General features: G+C 66.7%; 18 protein-coding genes. 14 read left to right on the top strand and 4 right to left on the bottom strand.

Features of this window, described 5'->3' with window-relative positions; translation table 11 throughout:
* Window positions 1–21 precede the first annotated feature (21 nt).
* Complete coding sequence (locus tag AB4Z27_RS14580; protein ID WP_092296077.1) at window positions 22–1,560, bottom strand: hypothetical protein; 1,539 nt, start codon at window positions 1,558–1,560, stop codon at window positions 22–24.
* A 331-nt stretch (window positions 1,561–1,891) separates the two neighbouring features.
* Between AB4Z27_RS14580 and AB4Z27_RS14575 the strand changes: the two genes are divergently transcribed.
* From AB4Z27_RS14575 to AB4Z27_RS14545, 7 genes are all read left to right on the top strand, one after another.
* Window positions 1,892–2,818 (top strand): ornithine cyclodeaminase family protein, encoded by a 927-nt coding sequence (locus AB4Z27_RS14575; RefSeq protein ID WP_441644665.1) that lies wholly within the window; start codon window positions 1,892–1,894, stop codon window positions 2,816–2,818.
* A 145-nt stretch (window positions 2,819–2,963) separates the two neighbouring features.
* Window positions 2,964–3,683, top strand: a complete 720-nt coding sequence (locus tag AB4Z27_RS14570; RefSeq protein WP_441644664.1) for a TenA family transcriptional regulator — start codon at window positions 2,964–2,966, stop codon at window positions 3,681–3,683.
* Between the two features lie 65 nt (window positions 3,684–3,748).
* Complete coding sequence (locus AB4Z27_RS14565) at window positions 3,749–5,197, top strand: aldehyde dehydrogenase family protein (RefSeq protein WP_092296086.1); 1,449 nt, start codon at window positions 3,749–3,751, stop codon at window positions 5,195–5,197.
* Between the two features lie 32 nt (window positions 5,198–5,229).
* A complete protein-coding gene (locus AB4Z27_RS14560; RefSeq protein WP_092296089.1) occupies window positions 5,230–5,709 on the top strand; it encodes a GlcG/HbpS family heme-binding protein in 480 nt (159 codons plus the stop codon).
* A 12-nt stretch (window positions 5,710–5,721) separates the two neighbouring features.
* The gene (locus AB4Z27_RS14555; protein ID WP_092296092.1) at window positions 5,722–6,744 is read left to right on the top strand and encodes a 2Fe-2S iron-sulfur cluster-binding protein; all 1,023 of its coding nucleotides are present in this window, start codon (window positions 5,722–5,724) and stop codon (window positions 6,742–6,744) included.
* A 132-nt stretch (window positions 6,745–6,876) separates the two neighbouring features.
* Window positions 6,877–7,614, top strand: a complete 738-nt coding sequence (locus AB4Z27_RS14550; RefSeq protein WP_092296094.1) for a GntR family transcriptional regulator — start codon at window positions 6,877–6,879, stop codon at window positions 7,612–7,614.
* A 162-nt stretch (window positions 7,615–7,776) separates the two neighbouring features.
* Window positions 7,777–7,953 (top strand): hypothetical protein, encoded by a 177-nt coding sequence (locus tag AB4Z27_RS14545; protein ID WP_177219928.1) that lies wholly within the window; start codon window positions 7,777–7,779, stop codon window positions 7,951–7,953.
* Window positions 7,954–8,019: 66 nt separating this feature from the next.
* Here AB4Z27_RS14545 and AB4Z27_RS14540 read toward each other — a convergent pair whose 3' ends face one another.
* Window positions 8,020–8,865, bottom strand: coding sequence for a phytanoyl-CoA dioxygenase family protein (locus AB4Z27_RS14540; RefSeq protein WP_092296097.1), 846 nt, complete (start codon window positions 8,863–8,865; stop codon window positions 8,020–8,022).
* Between the two features lie 225 nt (window positions 8,866–9,090).
* Here AB4Z27_RS14540 and AB4Z27_RS14535 point away from each other — a divergent pair, with 225 nt between their 5' ends.
* The 5 genes from AB4Z27_RS14535 to AB4Z27_RS14515 all read left to right on the top strand — a co-directional run bounded on the left by AB4Z27_RS14535 (window position 9,091) and on the right by AB4Z27_RS14515 (window position 15,167).
* Window positions 9,091–10,014, top strand: a complete 924-nt coding sequence (locus tag AB4Z27_RS14535; protein ID WP_441644663.1) for an AAA family ATPase — start codon at window positions 9,091–9,093, stop codon at window positions 10,012–10,014.
* A 13-nt stretch (window positions 10,015–10,027) separates the two neighbouring features.
* Window positions 10,028–11,005 carry a DUF58 domain-containing protein gene (locus AB4Z27_RS14530; protein WP_092296103.1) on the top strand — a complete coding sequence of 326 codons (978 nt, stop codon included), beginning with the start codon at window positions 10,028–10,030 and terminating at the stop codon, window positions 11,003–11,005.
* The gene (locus tag AB4Z27_RS14525; protein ID WP_441592676.1) at window positions 11,002–13,005 is read left to right on the top strand and encodes a transglutaminase TgpA family protein; all 2,004 of its coding nucleotides are present in this window, start codon (window positions 11,002–11,004) and stop codon (window positions 13,003–13,005) included. Before AB4Z27_RS14530 ends, AB4Z27_RS14525 begins: the two co-directional genes overlap by 4 nt.
* Window positions 13,006–13,086: 81 nt before the next feature.
* A complete protein-coding gene (locus AB4Z27_RS14520; RefSeq protein ID WP_441644662.1) occupies window positions 13,087–13,584 on the top strand; it encodes a MarR family winged helix-turn-helix transcriptional regulator in 498 nt (165 codons plus the stop codon).
* A 92-nt stretch (window positions 13,585–13,676) separates the two neighbouring features.
* A complete protein-coding gene (locus AB4Z27_RS14515; RefSeq protein ID WP_092296256.1) occupies window positions 13,677–15,167 on the top strand; it encodes an MFS transporter in 1,491 nt (496 codons plus the stop codon).
* Window positions 15,168–15,227: 60 nt separating this feature from the next.
* Here the strand turns inward: AB4Z27_RS14515 and AB4Z27_RS14510 are convergent, their stop codons facing one another.
* Entirely contained in the window at window positions 15,228–15,554 is a 327-nt protein-coding gene (locus tag AB4Z27_RS14510; RefSeq protein WP_092296112.1) for a hypothetical protein, read from the bottom strand.
* Between the two features lie 224 nt (window positions 15,555–15,778).
* Window positions 15,779–17,248, bottom strand: a complete 1,470-nt coding sequence (locus AB4Z27_RS14505; RefSeq protein WP_092296115.1) for a DegQ family serine endoprotease — start codon at window positions 17,246–17,248, stop codon at window positions 15,779–15,781.
* Between the two features lie 183 nt (window positions 17,249–17,431).
* Here AB4Z27_RS14505 and AB4Z27_RS14500 point away from each other — a divergent pair, with 183 nt between their 5' ends.
* Window positions 17,432–17,902: a MarR family winged helix-turn-helix transcriptional regulator gene (locus tag AB4Z27_RS14500; protein WP_441592678.1), complete on the top strand. Its 471-nt coding sequence runs from the start codon at window positions 17,432–17,434 to the stop codon at window positions 17,900–17,902.
* A 61-nt stretch (window positions 17,903–17,963) separates the two neighbouring features.
* Window positions 17,964–18,386 (top strand): organic hydroperoxide resistance protein, encoded by a 423-nt coding sequence (locus AB4Z27_RS14495; RefSeq protein WP_092296121.1) that lies wholly within the window; start codon window positions 17,964–17,966, stop codon window positions 18,384–18,386.
* Window positions 18,387–18,577 lie beyond the last annotated feature (191 nt).

Here is an 18,577-nt window from a genome sequence, read left to right as displayed (position 1 = left end):
AAAAAAAGGAAGCGCCCGGCGTCAGTGCCAGAGCAGCATCGCGCAGATCGTGGAGACGAACAGCCCGGCCAGCACGGGCAGCAGCAACGCCCGCACTGCATCGAGCACCGGCACGCGCGCAAACCCGGCCACGGCGATCAGGGAGGACCAGGCGATCAGCGTGCCGCCGCCGGTCCAGACCGCGCCCATCTGACCCACTGCGGCCAGCGTGGCCGAGTCGAAGCCGACTACCGGACCCAGCGCGCCGGCCAGCGTGCCGGTCAGCGGCAGGCCGGCGAAGCCGGAGCCATCGATGCCGGTGATCATGCCCACCAACAGCACGCCGAAKGCCACGAACACGTGGTTGTCCGGAATCATGTGCTGGTACGCCTGGATCAGCTCGAACAGCAGGCTGGGCGCCTTGCCGGCGTCCACGCCCAGGATCTGCGCGGCGGTCTCGCCGGCGCCCACGAAGAAGAAGCCGGCAATCGGCAGCACCGAGCCCATCGCCTTGAACGCGAACACGAAGCCATCGGTGATGTGCTCCGGGCAGACATCGAGCATCTTGCGCGGCCCTTCGGCGGCCAGCGTGGCCAGCATCATCAACAGCGCGGCCACGCCGCCCACCAGTGCCGCTGCCGCGCCGCCCTTGAGATCCGGCATGCCGGCGGCCAGCTTGGGCGCCACCATCAGCGAGACCACGCAGATAAACGCCACCGGCGTGAGCACCGCGAAGAACTTCGACCACTTGATGCGGCGCTTGGCCACCATCGCCAGGCTCTGTTCGATATTGGCGTCCGTGACGAGCGGCTCCGGGTGCGACGTGCCGCGCGCAATCTCCGCCTTGTCGAAGGTGCCGGTGGCTTCCATGGCCGTGTCCACGCCCGTGGCGCGGGCCTGCCAGCGGTCCAGCAGCGCGCCGTTGGCCGGCACGATGTGACGGCGCATCGACAGATAAGCCAGCGTCAGCGCGATGGTGCCGGTGATGATCGACAGGATCAGCGCCCGGTCCGCCACCACGGCCGCGCTGACCGCTGCGCCCGCCGCCTTGGCGCTGATGCCYGGCGCCACACCAATCACGTAGTCCGACGAGAGCGCCATGCCCTGCCCGGCGATGGCGATGGCCATGGCGCCGGCCAGCGGCGGCAGCCCGGCGGCGATGGCCGCGGGCAGCAGGATGGCCGACACCAGCGGCACGGCCGGCGTGGGCCAGAAGAACAGCGAAATCACATAGGTGATGCCCGCCAGGATGAAGTAGGCGCTATGCCCGTTCTTCATGACGAGGCGGAACGGCTCCACCATGCGGATATCGGATCGCAACGATTTCAGCGCATTGAGCAGCGCCGTCATGAAGGCGATCACCAGGAAGATATTGAACAGCTCCTTCGCCGCGACGAGGCTGGCCCCAAAGATGCCCCCCAACGCGCTGACCGGATTGCCCGTGATGGCCAGGATCACGAGGAAGGTGCCGACGATAGACGGCACGACAACGTTGGCCCGCAGGATCATCGTCAAGACGATGACTGCGACACCTAGCAAATACACCCAATGTGCCAGGCCGATTTCTACGGTTTGTTGCATGAGGCTCCCCTGATCCTGATCTTGGGGCCCTTGTGGGGGCGGATGAATAAGACCTGCCGTCGACCTCTTGGCTGCGTGCAGCGCTGGGCGTCGATCTAATTTGTATACTATATCCCGTTGACGCTTCCGAACAAGCGAAACCTGCACGGCTTGGGGTAATCCCCCAATGCGGTGCGGAAAGCCGCATCAGTGCACGGTTTCAGCGCATCAAGCACCACTCTGGAAGGCACGCCYCGGGAAAATATCGATGCATCAACGCTRGCAATTTTTCCGGCCATGTGTAGACTGTATACCGAATCGAGCCACARACAGCCCTGAGCCCCCATCGACCATGCTCCATATCACCGACGAACTGATCGACCGACACGTGACGGCCCAGGACGCCCAGCAGGCCATGCTGGCGGCCTTCCAGAGTTTTGGACGCGGCGAGGCCGCGATGCAGGAACGGATCCGGACGGAGGCGGGTGGTGTGAAGCTTTCCACGCTTGGCGCGGTGATTCCGGAGCAGGAGGTGGCGGGGGCCAAGGTATATACGACGATCGCAGGACAGTTCTCATTTGTCATCCTGCTGTTTTCAACCGTTGACGGCCGGCCGCTGGCTTCGTTCGACGCCGGCGCGATCACGCGGCTGCGCACGGCGGCCTGCACGGTACTGGCCGCGCAGCGGCTGGCCCGGCCCGAGAGCGCCACGCTTGCGCTGTTCGGCGCCGGCACGCAGGGTGTGCAGCATGCGGCGCAATTGTCCGCCGCGCTGCCGCTGCGCCGCGTGCTGGTGGTCGATCCTTATGCCGACGCGAGCCTGCCCSACCGGCTCGCCGCACAGTGCGGCATTCCCGTGACCTTTGCCGATCCGGCCGTGGCCGCCGCGCAGGCCGACATCATCGTCACTGCCTCGCGCTCGACCACACCGCTGTTCTCCGGCGAACTGATCCAGCCGGGCACCTTCATCGCCGCCATCGGATCGAGCCTGCCGCATACCCGCGAACTCGACGACACCGCGCTGTCCCGCGCCGCCACCGTGGTGGTGGAGTGGCGGCCGCAGTCGCTGCGCGAGGCCGGCGACCTGGTGCTCGCCGACAAGGCGGTGCTGCCCGACAGCAAGATCGTGGAGCTGGCCGATGTTCTGCTGGGCAAGGCGGGGCGCCGCCACGCCGACGACATCGTGATCTACAAGTCGGTCGGCGTCGGTCTGGAGGACATCGCCCTGGCTGGTGTCGCCTATCGACGGATTACCGAAGCGGAGGCTGGAAAAGCCTGACGCGTGCTGCGCCCGGTCAGCTCTTTGTCGCCCAAATTCGATTGCAGAAAGTATACAAATTTCATCCTGATTCAAACCCGCCGCAGATAAGACGTCTCTCACGTCGCGGCTCACAACCACCCCTCGTCAAAACAGGAGCCCCCAAATGGCCGAACTGATGAACCGTGAAGATTTCCGCGCCGCCCTCGAGAACGCAATCAAGGGCAAGAGCGCCAACCAGGCACCCTTCAGCAAGGCATGGGCTGGCGGCACGCTGTCGCGCGACCACCTCGCCCGCTGGGCCGAGAACCACTATCACTACGTGGGCCCGTTCGCCGACTACCTCGCCTATATCTATGCCCGCACGCCGGACCACATGACCGAGGCCAAGGACTTCCTGCTGGCCAATATGTACGAGGAAGAGATTGGCGGCGACCGCCACACCGACCTGCTGATCCGCTTTGCCGAAGCCTGCGGCACCACCCGCGAGCGCGTGGTGGATGCGGACAACATGTCGCCGACCACGCGCGGCCTGCAAAGCTGGTGCTACGCCGTGGCCATGCGCGAAGACCCGGTGGTGGCCGTGGCCGGCCTGGTCGTAGGCCTGGAGTCGCAGGTGCCGTCGATCTACCGCAAGCAGACCCCCACGCTGCGCGAGAAGTACGGCTTCACGGACGAGGAAGTCGAATTCTTCGACCTRCACATCGTCTCCGACGAGATCCACGGCGAACGCGGCTATCAGATCGTGCTCGAGCACGCCAATACGCCGGAATTGCAGCAGCGTTGCCTGAAGATCTGCGAGGTTGGCGCCCAGATGCGACTGCTGTACACCACCGCGCTCTATTACGACTACGTGGACGGCACGCGCGAGACCGTGGYCGCCTGAGCGGCCTCCGCATCTGCCCGGCCCCCGTGCCGGGCGCCCCGCCCCCGTTCGCAAAGGCCACAGTCATGACCGAGACGTACCGCAACTACATCGACGGCGAATGGTGCGACAGCGCCAGCGGCCGCACCACCGACAACCTCAACCCCGCCGACACGCGCGACATCGTGAGCCGGCACGCCGCCTCGGACGCGCGTGACGCCGCCGCCGCCGTGGCCGCCGCCTCGGCCGCCTTCGACAGCTGGAAAAAGACCCCCATCGGCAAGCGCGCGAAAATTCTCAACGATGCCGCCGCGCATCTGGAAGCCAACGCCGACGCCATCGCCGCCGAGCTGACCCGCGAGGAAGGCAAGGCGCTGTCGCTGGCGCGCGACGAAGTCATGCGCTCCGCCCAGACGCTGCGTTTCTACGCCGTGGAAGGACAGACCTACGGCGGTGAGACGTATCCCAACGATGACCCGGACATGCTGGTCTACAGCCAGCGCGAGCCGCTGGGCGTGGTGACGGTAATCTCGCCGTGGAACTTCCCGGTGTCGATTCCGGCCCGCAAGATCGCGCCGGCGCTGATCACCGGCAACACGGTGGTCTTCAAACCCTCGTCGGACGCGCCGCTCTCCGGCTACCGACTGGCCGAAGCCTTCGTCAAGGCGGGCATTCCGAAGGGCGTGCTTAATTTCGTGACCGGCAGCGCCGCCGAGGTGGGCCCGACCATCGTCGAATCGCGCGCGGTACGGGCCGTGTCCTTCACCGGCTCSACGGCAGCGGGCGAGCAGATCCACAAGTCCGTGCCGATGACCACGCGCACGCAGATGGAGTTGGGCGGTAAGAATCCTCTGATCGTGATGGAGGACGCCGACCTCGACAAGGCCGTGGACCTGGCCATCAAGGGCGGCCTGTCGCTGTCCGGCCAGGCYTGCACGGGCACCAGCCGCATCCTCGTGATGCGCGAGGTGAAGCAGGCATTCACCGACAAGCTCGTGGCCAAGGTCAAGACGCTGAAGATCGGCAGCGGCATGGCCACCGGCATGGATCTTGGCCCGCTCGCCACGCGCAAGCAACTGGAAACCGTGCTCGGCTACATCGCCGCCGGCAAGGCTGAAGCCACGCTGCTGTGCGGTGGCGAAGCGCTGACGGATGGCGATTTCTCGCACGGTTACTACGTCTCGCCGGCCGTGTTCACCGATGTCACGCCGACCATGCGCATCGCCCGCGAGGAAATCTTCGGCCCGGTGCTCGCCATCCTCGAAGTGGGCAGCTACGCCGAGGCCATCGCCGTTGCCAATGACTCCGAGTACGGCCTGTCCGCGGCCATCGCCACGCGCAATCCGCGCTATATGCACGATTTTGCGCATGACATCGAGTCCGGAACGGTGAAGATCAACCGCACCACCACCGGCAACCTCGTCAACGCGCCGTTCGGCGGGCTGAAGCGGTCGAGCACCTCCACGTTCCGGGAATCGGGCCGCGCGGGGCTCGAGTTCTACACCCAGATCAAGACCATCTATCGCGGCTGCTAAGCGGCGACTACCCGGCTATTAAGGATTTCACGATGAAAAAGGCAATCAAGCTCGAACTGCGGGAAGCCCGCCACATGGTGGCGGCGGCGGTAAAGAAGGCCGAGGAAATCGGCGTGCTGGAGTCCATCTGCATCGTCGATGAGGGCGGCTATCCGCTGCTGCTCGAACGCATGGACGGCGCCCGCATCACCGGCCCGCAGATCGCCTGGAACAAGGCATTCACGGCGGCCGGCCAYAAGCGTTCCACACACCTGTTCAATACGGCGCCCAACGGCCCCGCGCTGCCCGGCAACGAGGCGTTCGGCATCCAGTGGAGCTTCGAAGGCAAGTTCGCGGTGTTCGTCGGCGGCTACCCGGTGGTGGTCAACGGCGAGGTGGTCGGCGGCGTGGGCCTGTCCGGCGGCAACGGCGAGCAGGACACCGCGTGCGGCGTGGCCGCGCTGGAAGCATTGCGCGACCTGCTGGCCGGCGAGGACCTGACCGTGCTGGCGCAGGCCGACATCAAGAAGTAAGCAGGAGCGGTCATGTCCCACGGTACCCATCCCCTCTATCGCATCGAGATTGCCGAGACGCAGCAGTCGTTCACGGCGCAGCCCGGCGAGTCCGTGCTCGATGCCGCGCTGCGCACGGGCGTCAGCCTGGCCCACGAATGCACGTTCGGCGGATGCGGCACCTGCCGCGTGCGCGTGGTGGAAGGATCGGTCAGTTATGAAGAATTTCCGATGGGACTGACCGAGGACGAGGACGCCGCCGGCTTCGCCCTGGCCTGCCAGGCGCGGCCCACGGCCGACCTCGTCATCAGCACCGCGCGCGGCCGGGAGCCGGCCGTGCCGGCACGCCGCGCGTCAGCCATCGTACAGGCGGTGACGCCGCTCGCCGCCGACGTGCTGCACCTGCGCATGGCCCTGCCCGACGACACGCCGCTGGCCTTCGCGCCGGGCCAGTACATGAAGATTCTGCTAGACGACGGGAGCCACCGCAGCTTCTCGATGGCGTCCGCCCCGCGCGGCAACGAGGTGGACTTCCACGTGCGCCGCATTGCCGGCGGTCGCTTCACGGCGGGGCAACTGCCGCGCCTGCAACCGGGCGACCGGCTCGACGTGGAAGTGCCGCTCGGCAACTTCGCACTGCGCAAGGAGGACTACCGCCCGCTGCTGATGGTAGCCACCGGCACCGGTATCGCGCCCATCAAGAGCATGCTGGAGTCCCTGATGGATGACCCGGATTGCCCGCCGGTGTGGCTCTACTGGGGCATGCGGTCCGCATCGGACCTCTACCTCGACAACGAGATCCGCGCCTGGGGCGATCGGCTTTACGATTTCCAGTACGTGCCGGTGCTGTCCCGCGCGGACGCGGACTGGCAGGGCCGGCGCGGCTATGTGCACGAAGCCGTGGCGGCGGACCTGGGCGACCTGTCCGAGCATGCGATTTATCTCTGCGGCTCGCCGAACATGATCCACGATGCAAAGCAGTTGTTCACCGGACTCGGCGCGCAGGTCCCGTTCCTGTATGCCGACGGGTTCACTTTTCAGCATCCGACGATGTAGTGGAATGTCTGGTCGCAAAGGTTGACGGTATACAATAGTGGCATTCACGCCGGGCCCATGCATCCCAATGGGCCGGTGCTTCAACGCTCAAGTTTCTTGCGCGATCCACGATTTCCACGGCCGATCCCGACCATGAACGACGCCACCACCAGTGCCTTCAGCCCGAATCCGGACACCCCGGCTGCCAGCCTGGGCGCCCAGCATTCCCCGCTCTTCGCGCTTGTGACCGATACGTTGCGGCAGCGCATCCTCGACGGCCAGTACGATCCCGGCGAGCGGCTGGTGGAGAACACGCTGTCGCTGGAGCTGGGCGTGTCCCGCATTCCGGTGCGCGAGGCGCTGCGCGCGCTGGCGGCGGAAGGGCTGGTCAAGATCGAGCCGCGCCGTGGGGCATCGGTGGCGCGTCTGTCGCCCAATATCGCCCGCGAAATGGTCGAGGTGCGCGCCACCCTCGAAGGTCTCAACGCCAAGCTCGCGGCACAACGCCGCGACCCCGCGCTGATCCTGGAAATCGAGAAGGTTCTCAAGGAAGGCAACGACGCCGTGAACAGCGGCCAGACCGAGCGCTTCGTCGAACTCAACTCCAAGTTCCACGAACTGCTCGGTAATATCGCCGCCAACAGCGTGCTGCAGGACATGATGCGTTCGCTGCGTGAGCGCACCGGGCTGCTGTTCGCGCCGGCCAACCTGAGCCGCGCGCGCCTGAACTGGGACGAGCATGCCCAGATTCTCCAGGCCGTGATTGCCGGCGATGCCGACCTTGCYGCGCTGCTGGCCACGCGCCATGTGTTCAGCGCGGCGAAAGCTGTCGAAAACATGAACGGCACCCCGGCAAACGCGCCGGTCGATACGCCTGACAAGGGCGCGTAATCTCCGCCGCCTGACCTCGACACCACATTCCGGCCACATTCCGGTGCACGGACGCCCGCCCTCGCRCGGGCGTCTGCGCATGGCATTCCCCGTTCGCACCAGCAAATGGCGCGCCGCACCATCGCGGTGTATACTGTAGGCTGTTGTTAACCACAATAGGGAATGACCATCATGCAATACCCGGATGCTTCGTACCTCAGCCGTCCGGTCGGCGAGCAACTCCGCAAGCACTTTGCCCGCCGCGATGCGGTTCGGCACGCCACCCCGCTGCTGCCCGTCCGTCTGGCCGATCTGTTTGCCCTGTTCCGTTCGGGCACGACTCGCGGCAACGCCGCCTGACGCGCACCACGCGCGCCAATGAAAAAGCCGCCATCAGGCGGCTTTTGTGTTTCTGGGAAGGGACGTCTACAAGGCGGCCGGCGGCAGCTCCACGCTGCCGAACTCGGCGGACCGCGTGCCGGCCAGCGGCCGGTTGCTCGCACCGAAGTAAGCGAACGCTACCGACAGCTTGACCGTCTCGGCGTCATTCCGGCCSGCCGCGTGGAACAGGCGGCTGTCGAACATCAGCACGTCGCCGCGATGCAGCGTCAGGGGCATCGCCCCTTTCAGCAGGCTCTGGCTATTGGGATGCGCCTCGATGAGAAAYTCGGCCGGATCGAGCTGCTCCGGCGCCAGCTTGGCCTGATGCGAACCCGGAATCACACGCAAGACGCCGTTTCGCTCGTCTTCATCGCCCAACGCCAGCCAAACCGTGACCARCTCGGGCTTTACGAACGACCAGTAGCGTGTATCGCGATGCCAGCCAGTCTGGCTGCCGAAATGCGGATGCTTGGTCATCACGCAGTTATGGTGCGCCAGCGTCAGGCGGGCGGGCTCGCCCAGCAGCGCCTCCACCGTGGCCACCACGTGCGGATCGCTGGCCCAGCGGCGGAATACCTCGTCACGGCCATAGGCCTGGCGCAGCCGGCGTACCGTACCGCCCCCTTCGGCCTTGCGCGAGGTGGGCGCGCCGGGATAGCCGAGATCGGCCTCGAACTCCACCGGCGGCACGGCGGCGGCCAGATGCTTGCGGGTCATGTCCTCCAGCGCGGCGCACATGGCCTCGCTGGCAAAGCGGCGCAGCACGATGTAGCCGCCCGCGTGGAATTCACGCGCCAGGCTGGCCAGACCGGCCTGGTCGGCCAGGGGCGCGGAAGAGTCGAAATCGAGGGAAGCCGAGGCGCCTGAGGCGCGGTGTTGCGAGGCAGTCATCGTGGAGGGATGAGACCATTCTGAAAGTGGCAAGGCGCCAACAGATCGATGATGCCAGAAGCGGCGAGATCCGGCGCGGGCTGGCGGGCGATACCGCCCATTTCGCATGAGACAACAGGACATCTGTCGCCCTGAAAGCGTGCGGCARCCCACTGTCCGATGCGACCCCGACGCCGCTACAATGGCCGCACTCTGCACCCGCAGCCACGTCACCGGAGGCAACTCGTGACCGCCCGACCCAGGATCGTTGCCTCGCTCGCCGAGGCGCAAACCCAGCTAGGCCGCATCGTGCTGGGCAAGCCGCGCCAGGTGCGCCTTGCCTTGGCCTGCATGCTGGCCGGCGGCCACCTGCTGCTGGAGGACGTGCCGGGCGTGGGCAAGACCACGCTCGCGCATGCGCTGGCCCAGACGCTGGGCCTGCAATACCAGCGGGTGCAGTTCACGAGCGATCTGCTGCCGGCCGATCTGGTCGGCGTGTCAGTCTTCCTGCGCGAGGCCAGCGAGTTCCGTTTCCATCGCGGCCCGATCTTCGCCCAGCTGGTGCTCGCCGACGAGATCAACCGCGCGCCCCCGAAAACCCAGAGCGCACTGCTGGAAGCCATGGCCGAGCGGCAGGTGACCCACGACGGCACCACGCACGCGCTGCCGGCGCCGTTCTTCGTCATCGCCACGCAAAACCCGCTCGAGCAGATCGGCACGCATGCGCTGCCCGAGTCGCAACTCGACCGCTTCACGATGCGGATTTCGCTCGGCTACCCCGATCCGGCCTTCGAGCGGGTGCTGTACCTCGGCGGTGCCGACGATCAGCGCCCCGTTGCCGTGATGGACGCCGAGCAGGTGATGGCGCTGCAGGCCGCCGCCGCCAAGGTCTACGCGAGCCCCGCGCTGGTGGACTACGTGCTGGCGCTGGTGCAGGCCACCCGCGCGGAACCGGGTTTCGTCGCCGGCCTGTCGCCGCGTGCGGGGCTGGCGCTGCTGGCCTGCGCACGGGCGTGGGCGCTGCTGGAGCAGCGCGAGATGGTGGTTCCCGAGGACGTGCAGGCCGTGTTTGCGGCAGTGGCGGGGCATCGGCTGCTGCCGTCCGGCCATGGCGTGGGCCAGGGCGCCGGGGTGCTCGACCGCCTGCTGTCCAACGTCGCCATTCCCTGATTTCCGTCCCGCCATGCGGCAAGCCTCCGCCACCGCGCATCGTCCGCTGACCGCCTGGCTGCATCGGCAGCATGGGCCGGTCAATGGCGTGGTGACGTTCGATCGGCGCCATCTCTATATCCTGCCCACGCGCAGCGGGGCCGGCTTTGGCGTGCTGCTCGTGGCGATGCTGCTGACCTCGCTGAATTACAACATCAGCCTCGGCTTCGCGCTCACGTTCCTGCTCGCCGGCATCGGCATGGCGTGCATGTGGATGGCCTATCGCAATCTGCTGGAACTGGCGGTGTCCACGGGTGCCGCCTCGCCGGCCTTCGTGGGCGATGTGGCGGTCTTCGCACTGAACGTGGACAACGCCGACCCAGCCGCCCGCATCGGCCTGGAGGCCCGCACGCCGCAATCCGAAACCGCCACGCTGACCATTGATGGCGACAGCCGGGGCACCTTGCCGCTCCGCGTGCCGGCCACCGCGCGCGGGCGCATGAAGCTGCCGCGCGTCACGTTTTCCAGCCGCTTTCCGTTCGGCCTGTTTCGCGTGTGGAGCTATGCGGACCTGTCGCTGGTGGCCTTCGTCTATCCGGCGCCCGAGCCGAACGCCCCGCCGCTGCCGCAGGTGGCCCGCCCGGACGACGCCGAGGACGGCACGCTATCCGTCGCGTCGGACGATGGCATCGACCAGTTGCGCCGCTATCGCACCGGCGACCCGCTGCACCGCATCGCCTGGAAGCACAGCGCCCGCACGGGCCGCATGCTGAGCCGCACCGGCACCACGCCGCGCCAGCCCGGTTGCTGGCTCGACTGGGATGCGCTGCCGCCGGGCATGGACACCGAGGCCCGGCTATCGCGGTTGTGCGCGTGGGTGCTGGCCGCCGGCGACGAGTTCGAGGTCGGCCTGCGCCTGCCCGGCGTGGCGTTGCCGCCCGCCCAGGGTGCCGCCCATCGCCGCGCCTGCCTGGAAGCGCTGGCCGTGTGGCCGGAGCGGCGCGCGTCATGACCCGGCACGAAGTTCGCCCGCTCGGGCATCAGGAACACGGGATGCTGATGGGCCAGCTCGCGCTGGTGCTGGCGCCGCAGGCGCGCTCGCTGCCGGTGTCGGTCAGCCTGCTGCTGCTGGTGCTGCTGGCCTGGCGCTGGCTGCTCTGGCGCCAGCGCGCACCGCTGCCATCGAAGCTGATGCTCGGCGTATCGGCCGTGCTGGTACTGGTGACCGCCGCCGCGCTCGTATGGCARTCGGGCGGCAGCCTCGGGCGCGAACTCTGCGTGGCGCTGCTGGGCGCCTTCGTCATCCTCAAGCTGCTGGAAACCAAGGCGCTRTCCGATGCCACGYTGGTCACCCAACTATCCTTCTACCTGCTGCTRACGCTCTACCTCGCCGACCAGCCGTTCTGGCTGGCGATCTACAGCATGGCGATCGGCGCATGGATCCTGCGCAACTGGCTGCTGCTCCACCATCCGGAAGCGCGCGGGCGGCTGGCGATCTGGCCGCTGCTTGGCCGCATGGCGCTGATCGGCCTGCCGTGGGCGCTGTTCCTGTTCGTGCTGTTTCCTCGGCTCGACCATCCGCTGTGGCGGCTGCCGCAGTCGGAGCCGGTGGGCCGCACCGGTATTTCGGACACGATGAAACCCGGCAGCGTCGGCGAGCTGATCCGCTCGCCCGAGGTGGCGTTCCGCGCCGATATCATCGGCGATCCCTTGCCCGCCAGTGCGCTGTACTGGCGCGCGCTGGTGCTCTGGAACTATGACGGACTGGCGTGGCGGCCCGCCGATGGGTCGATGCGGCCCACGCGCCCGGCCACCGGGCTGCGCGACGATGACGGCGACGACGCCACGCCACCGCCCTCGGGCGTGCGCGCGTACAACGTTACGCTGGAGCCAAGCCAGCAGGCCTGGCTGTACCTGCTCGACCGGGGCGTTGCGGTGTCCGGCAGCCTCGACGCCCGCGTTTCCGCCGACGATGAGTTTTTCGCCCGCGCACCGGTGGACCGGCCGCTGCGCTACCGGGGCCACTCGACACTGACGGGAACGCCCCAACCCCTGTCGCGGCGCACACTTGCGCTGTCGCTCGCGCTGCCGGACGGCAATCCGCGCAGCCGCGAACTCGCAGCCAGCTGGATGGCGCAGTATCCGGACCCGTGGCAGCGCGTGCAGGCCGCGTTGCGGCTCTTCGCCGCGGCGCCCTTCGCCTACACGCTCTCCCCGCCGCCGCTCGGCAAGCAGCAGGTGGACAGCTTCCTGTTCGATACCCGCCGTGGCTTCTGCGAGCACTACGCCAGCAGCTTCGTGTTCCTGATGCGCGCCGCCGGCGTGCCCGCGCGCGCCGTGATGGGCTATCAGGGCGGCGAGTACAACCCGATGGGCCGGCACTACATCATCCGGCAATCGGACGCCCACGCCTGGGCCGAGGTGTGGATCGCCGGGCGCGGATGGGTGCGCGTGGACCCGACCAGCGCCGTGGCGCCGAGCCGTGTGGAAGAAGGCGTGGACGCCGCCCTGAGCGGCGACGAGGCTGAGGCGCTACGCGCCTTGCGCGGCCCGGCATGGTTGCGGGACCTGCGCCTGGGCCTCGACGGACTGACCTATACGTGGCAGCGCTGGGTGCTCCAGTACGACCGCGCGCAACAGGGCCGGCTGCTGCAGAAACTTGGCATGGATGGCCAATTGCCAGCGTTGCTGGCGGGCGGACTGGCAACGCTGAGCCTCGTCGCGCTGTTGCCGCTCTGGCTGCGGCAACGGCGGCTCGATCCGCTCCAGTCGCTCTATGCCCGCTTCTGCACCTTGCTGGCGCGTCATGGCTGCGCGCGCGGGGCTTCGGAAGGGCCGGCCGATTTCGCCATGCGCGCCGCCGAGGCGCTGCCGGGCGCCGCCACCGCCTTGCAGGCATTCACGCGCGACTACATCGCGCTGCGCTACGGTACGCCGGACGCCGCAGGCAGGTTGCAAGCGATGGCGCGCATGCGCAGGGCGCTGACGCTCGTGCGGCGGCAGGTGCGCTAGCCGTCCCGCGCACCATCGGCCGGTTGCCATTCCCGCATCTCGCGCATATAGTTACGTTCGTAACTATATCGGATGTAACAAATGCCGTTCGAACAGCGTATCACCCGGTTTTGCGCGGAATATCCGGAAGCCCCGCGCGATCTCATGCTCGCCTCCCGCCTGCTGCTCCGTTCCGCCAGATTGCTCCGRCATCACATCGAGCGAGCACTGGCGCCGCACGCGCTCGACATGGGCCAGTACCTGGTCATGAGCCTGCTGGTCGCCGATGGCGGACAGCCGACCATGCCGTCGGAACTTGGCGTCGCCATCGACGCCACGCGCACCCAGATGACGCGCCTGATCGACGGCCTGGAGGCRCGCGGCCTGGTGCAGCGCAAGACCTCGACACAGGATCGGCGCAGCCTGGAACTGACGCTGACGGCGGAAGGCCGGGCGTTGCTGGAGCGCGCCGCGCCCGCCGTGCATGCCGCCTATGGCGAGGCCTGGGCGCCGCTGGGCAAGGACCGGCTGGCCGACGTGACGCGCGACCTTGYGCAGTTGCACCAGAATCTCGCGGCRCTCGACGCGCAGCGGTCGTGAACCTGCCCGCCCCCCAGGGCAAGGGCGCCGGCGCCCGCTGGCCCGGCGCGCTGAGTCGCCTGTTGAGCCGACCGCAGCGCCAGACGTTGCTGATGATGTTGCTCGCGCTGGCCACCGGCGTGGAGTTCCTCGAGAACATCATGTTCGTGTTCGCGTCCAGCCATATCGTCGGCGGCATCGATGCGGACCCGCGCAGCTTTGCGCTGGTGCAGGCCGCCTATGCCGTGGGCAGCATGCTGATGATTCTCAAGCAGCAGTGGCTGGCGCAGCGGTTCGGCTATCGCTATTACCTGACAGGGTCGTTGCTGCTGTTCATGGCCGGCACGCTCGGCGCGGCCACCAGCACCGGCCTCGCGCAGATGGTGGCCGCCCGTTTCGTGCAAGGCGTGGGCGGCGGCGCGCTGTTCACCAGCTGCCGGATTCTCGTGAACCTGATGTTCGGCCCGGCTGATCGGCCGCGCGCCACGCGTATCTTCATGCTGGGGATCTTCGGCGCCTCGGCGCTCGGGCCGGCGTTCGCGGCAGAGCTGGTCGAGCGCGGGGTCTGGCAGGATGTGTTCTATGGCGTGCTGCCGTTCGCGGCGCTGGCCACGCTCGGCGCCTGGCTGCTGCTGCCCGACGCCGAACCCCGCGAAGATGTGGGCGGCCCGGCGCTCGGTCCGCTGCTGCTGTTCGGCGTGGCCATCGTGGCGCTCCAGGCGTCCCTGACCGAAGCGCGCTTCGACCTCTTCTCGCATCCCGCCCGCGTAGCCTTGGTCGCCGCGCTTGCCCTGGCGCTGCTCGCCGGCTTCCTGTGGCACCAGTGGCACCACGCCACGCCGGTGCTGCGACTGCGTGCGCTGCGCCATCCCGTCTACCTCACGGGGCTGGCCATGTATTTCGTCTACTACATGATCAGCAACCTGAGCGGCTACGTGTTCCCGATCTACGCCGAACAGGCGCTGCGCTTCCCGCTGGCCACCACAGGCTGGCTCAACACGCTGGCCGCCACCATCAGCCTCGCCGGCATCTGGTGCTATCTGCGCGTGGCGCGGCACCTCACGCACAAGAAGCCGGTCATGGTGGCGGGCCTGTTGCTGATGGCGGGCGCGATGGCGTGGTTTTCGATCATGCCACCCGATGTCGGACCGGTCGCGCTGCTGCCCGGGCTGGTGGGCAAGGGGCTGTTCGGCGTGATGGTCATCATCCCGATTGCTGGACTGACGTTCCGCTCGCTGGCCGACGACGATGACTTTGCCCACGGCTACCGCAGCAAGAACCTGATGCGGCAGATTGCCAGCTCGTTCGCGTCGGCGCTCGGCGCCGTGCTGCTGCAGAACCGGCAGTTCGCGGTGCATACCAGCTTGACCAATGCCATCGGGCAACGTCCCGCTGAGGCGGCGCAGTGGTTGGAGTCGGCACAGAAGGCGCTGATGGCGCGCGGCTTCGATACGGGGCAGGCGCACGTGGGCGCGCTGGCGCAGTTGGCGACAATTGCCGATCAACAGGCGCGGCTAATTGCCTGCGAGGATCTCTATCGATTGATTGCCGTGCTCGCGCTGGTGGCGGCTATCGGCATGTTCGCGCAGCGTCGGCTGGACTAGCGCCCAGACTGGGGACGGCGCGTTGAGGATACGACTAGGGGCGGGAGGCGTGTCCGCCCGTCAGAACAGCGACAGCTGGCGCATGCCGAAGCCGATGGTTTCTTCCACGCGGGCACGCGCATGGGCCAGGGAGCCCTCTGCGCCGGAGTAGTTGCCGGCCGCCCAGCGGTAGACCACGGGGAGTTCGCCGCGATCGGAAAGGTGGACCTCACCGAGCTTGTCGCCGCGTTCGCTACGGTAGAAATGAGAACGGTAGCCGCGCTCCCAGTGTGGAGCGGCTTCCTTCTTGCGGCGACGCGGGGTCGTCGGCTTGGTGGTGGCAGGCGTCAAGCGCCGCGTTCGGTCGGTACCCGGCGAGATGGGGGCGCGGGTGAAATCCAACTGCATAGACTTCCTTGTTCTGTCGATTCAGCAAGAACCAGACGTGGCGGCCTTGGCCACCACGCGCTTCATGCATCGCAGTCGAGATCATACCTGCTCAAACGCGTTTTTGGGATGTTTTATCGCCCTGAATGCGGCCTCTGGCAAGGGTTTGCGGGCCGTATACCGGTTTACGGTATACGGCCTGTATACGTAAACCGGGCACCGTAAACCCGGTTTTTCRGACCCGGTTAGCCGAGGTCGAGGGGGATGAAAATCCGGGCGTCGTCGCGTTGCACGAGCAGCGCCACCTGCTTGCCGGACTTCGACACCAGGGCCCGAAGTTGCTCTGCTGAACTGATCGGCGTGCCGTTCAGCGACAGGATGACATCGCCCGGCTGAATGCCCACGCGCGCGGCCGGTCCGGCCACGTTCTCCACGACCAGCCCGCCGTCGATGCCGCTGTCACGCTTCTCGGCCGGCGTAAGCGGGCGCACCGCGAGGCCAAGCTTGCCGCCGGTATCGCCGCCATTCGTCTTCTGCGCCACGGCGCCTTCCTGGGCCGTGCCCACCTTGACGGTCAGCGTCAGCGGCTCGCCCTTGCGGATGACCTTGAGCTGGGTCTGCGTGCCGGGCTTCATGTCCGCGACGTGCTCGGGCAGATCGCCCGAATGGTCGATGACGTCGTCGCCCAGCTGCACRATCACGTCGCCTGCCTTCAGGCCGGAGCGGGCAGCGGGGCTGTCCGGCTCGATCGCATTGACCAGCGCGCCTGCCGGCTTGGGTAGGTTGAAGGACTGGGCCAGCGCCTGGTTGACCTCCTGCACCGAGATGCCGAGACGGCCGCGCGTGACCTTGCCATGCGCCACCAGTTGCTCCTGCACCTTCGTCGCCACGTTGATCGGAATCGCAAACGACAGGCCCTGGTAGCCGCCGGTCTGGCTATAGATCTGCGAGTTGATGCCGATCACTTCGCCCCGCTGGTTGAACAGCGGGCCACCGGAATTGCCGGGGTTCACCGCCACATCGGTCTGGATGAAGGGCACGTAGGTGTCGTCCGGCAGCGAGCGGGACTTGGCGCTGACGATGCCGGCGGTGACCGTGTTCTCGAAACCGTAGGGCGAGCCGATGGCCAGCACGGGCTCGCCGACGCGGATCTTCGACGGATCGCCAAGGCGCACGGTGGGCAAGTCCTTCGCATCGATGCGAATCACGGCGATGTCAGTCTGCGGATCGGCGCCCAGCACCTTGGCCTTGAATTCGCGACGATCGGTCAGCTTGACGGTGACTTCCGTGGCGTTATCGACCACGTGAGCATTGGTGAGAATCAGCCCATCCGAGCTGACGATGAAGCCGGAGCCCAGGCCGCGCACAAGCTGCGGCTGGCTGGTTTGCGGACCCTGGAACTGCGGGCCGAAACGCTTGAAGAACTGGAACAGCGGATCGTCGGGGTCGATGCCCTGCGGCGCCTGCGCGGAGGTGCGCTGGGCGCGCGCGGTCACGCTGATGTTCACCACGGCGGGGCCGTACTGGTCGACGATGCCCGAGAAGTCGGCTGGCGTGGCGACGGCGACGGGCGCGCCGGAGGCAGATGCCGTGACGGGCGTCGGCGCGGCGTAGCCGGGGGTGATGGCGTCCTTCTGGAGATAGGCATAACCGCCGGCCAGCGCAACGAGCGCGGCGACACCGACGGCGGAGCGGGCAAAAGTCTGGCGAATCATGGTCTTTCCTTCTGGTTGGCTTCTTGCGCGGACGCAGGAGTTGCGGCGCGATGGAAGCATCGTAAGCAGCCATCCTTAAACCAGACTTAAAGTTCCGACCTATCTCKCCCGCGTCACCTATCCTCAATAGTCACGATAGAAAATTTATCTTGCACACAATTTAATTGTGTATAAGATAGAGCCATGGCTGACGCAACGAACTCCTCCACTAACGAAGACTGGCTCCGGCTGGATCAACAGCTCTGCTTCGCGCTGTATTCCACCTCGCTGGCAATGACCAAGATCTACAAGCCGATCCTGGGTGAGCTTGGGCTCACTTATCCGCAGTATCTGGTCATGCTGGTGTTATGGGAGACGGACAAGCTGACGGTGTCGGCGCTCGGAGAACGGTTGACGTTGGACTCCGGAACACTGACTCCGCTGCTCAAGCGGCTCGAGGTGGCGGGGTTCGTAGCACGGGCACGCGATGACGAGGATGAGCGACGCGTGCTGGTCAGCCTGACGGATGCCGGCCGGCGCCTGCGCGCATCGGCGGAAGGCATCCCGGAAAAGATGTTGTGCGCGACGCAGTGCTCGATCGAGGAGATCCAGACATTGACGGCGCGCCTGCATGAGATGCGGACCACGCTGGAGGATGCACGGTCCGACGGTTGATTTGCCGATTTCGGCATGACTTTGAAAACGCCCCCGAGCGGGCATCGCTAGGAGAATGCAAATGAAACTCGAGAAAGTCCTGTACACCGCCCACGCATCCGCAACCGGTGGCCGCGATGGCCGCGCCGTGACGTCCGATAATCAACTGGACGTGAAGCTGGCCGTACCCAAGGAAATGGGCGGCAAGGGCGATGGCCTGAATCCCGAGCAACTGTTCGCAGCCGGCTATTCGGCTTGTTTCCTGGGCGCGATCCGTTTCGTGGCTAGCCAGCAGAAGATCACGGTCTCGCCGGACGCCAAGATCGAAGGCGCCGTCGGCATCGGCCAGATTCCGCAGGGCTTTGGTATCCAGGCCGATCTGAAGATCTCGCTGCCGGGCATGGACAAGGAAGCGGCCCAGAAGCTGGTGGAAGCCGCACACCAGGTCTGCCCGTATTCGAATGCCACCCGCGGCAATATCGAGGTAACGCTCACGGTAGTCTGAGTTTGACTGTAGTTGCGATCACAAACAAAAACGCCGGCAAATTTGAACTGCACCCCAAAAGTTGGACACCAACTTTTGGGGTGTTTTCATGTATCGGTACTCGGAGCAGTTCAGGCTGACAGTTATCCAGAGCTACCTGGACGGTCAGGCAGGCTATGGTGAGATCGCCAAACGCCATGAAATAGACAGCG

Source organism: Cupriavidus sp. KB_39, assembly GCF_052114485.1.
Taxonomy (GTDB): Bacteria; Pseudomonadota; Gammaproteobacteria; order Burkholderiales; family Burkholderiaceae; genus Cupriavidus.
Note: the sequence above shows the minus strand (reverse complement) of the source record. Positions and strands in the feature narration are given on the sequence as shown.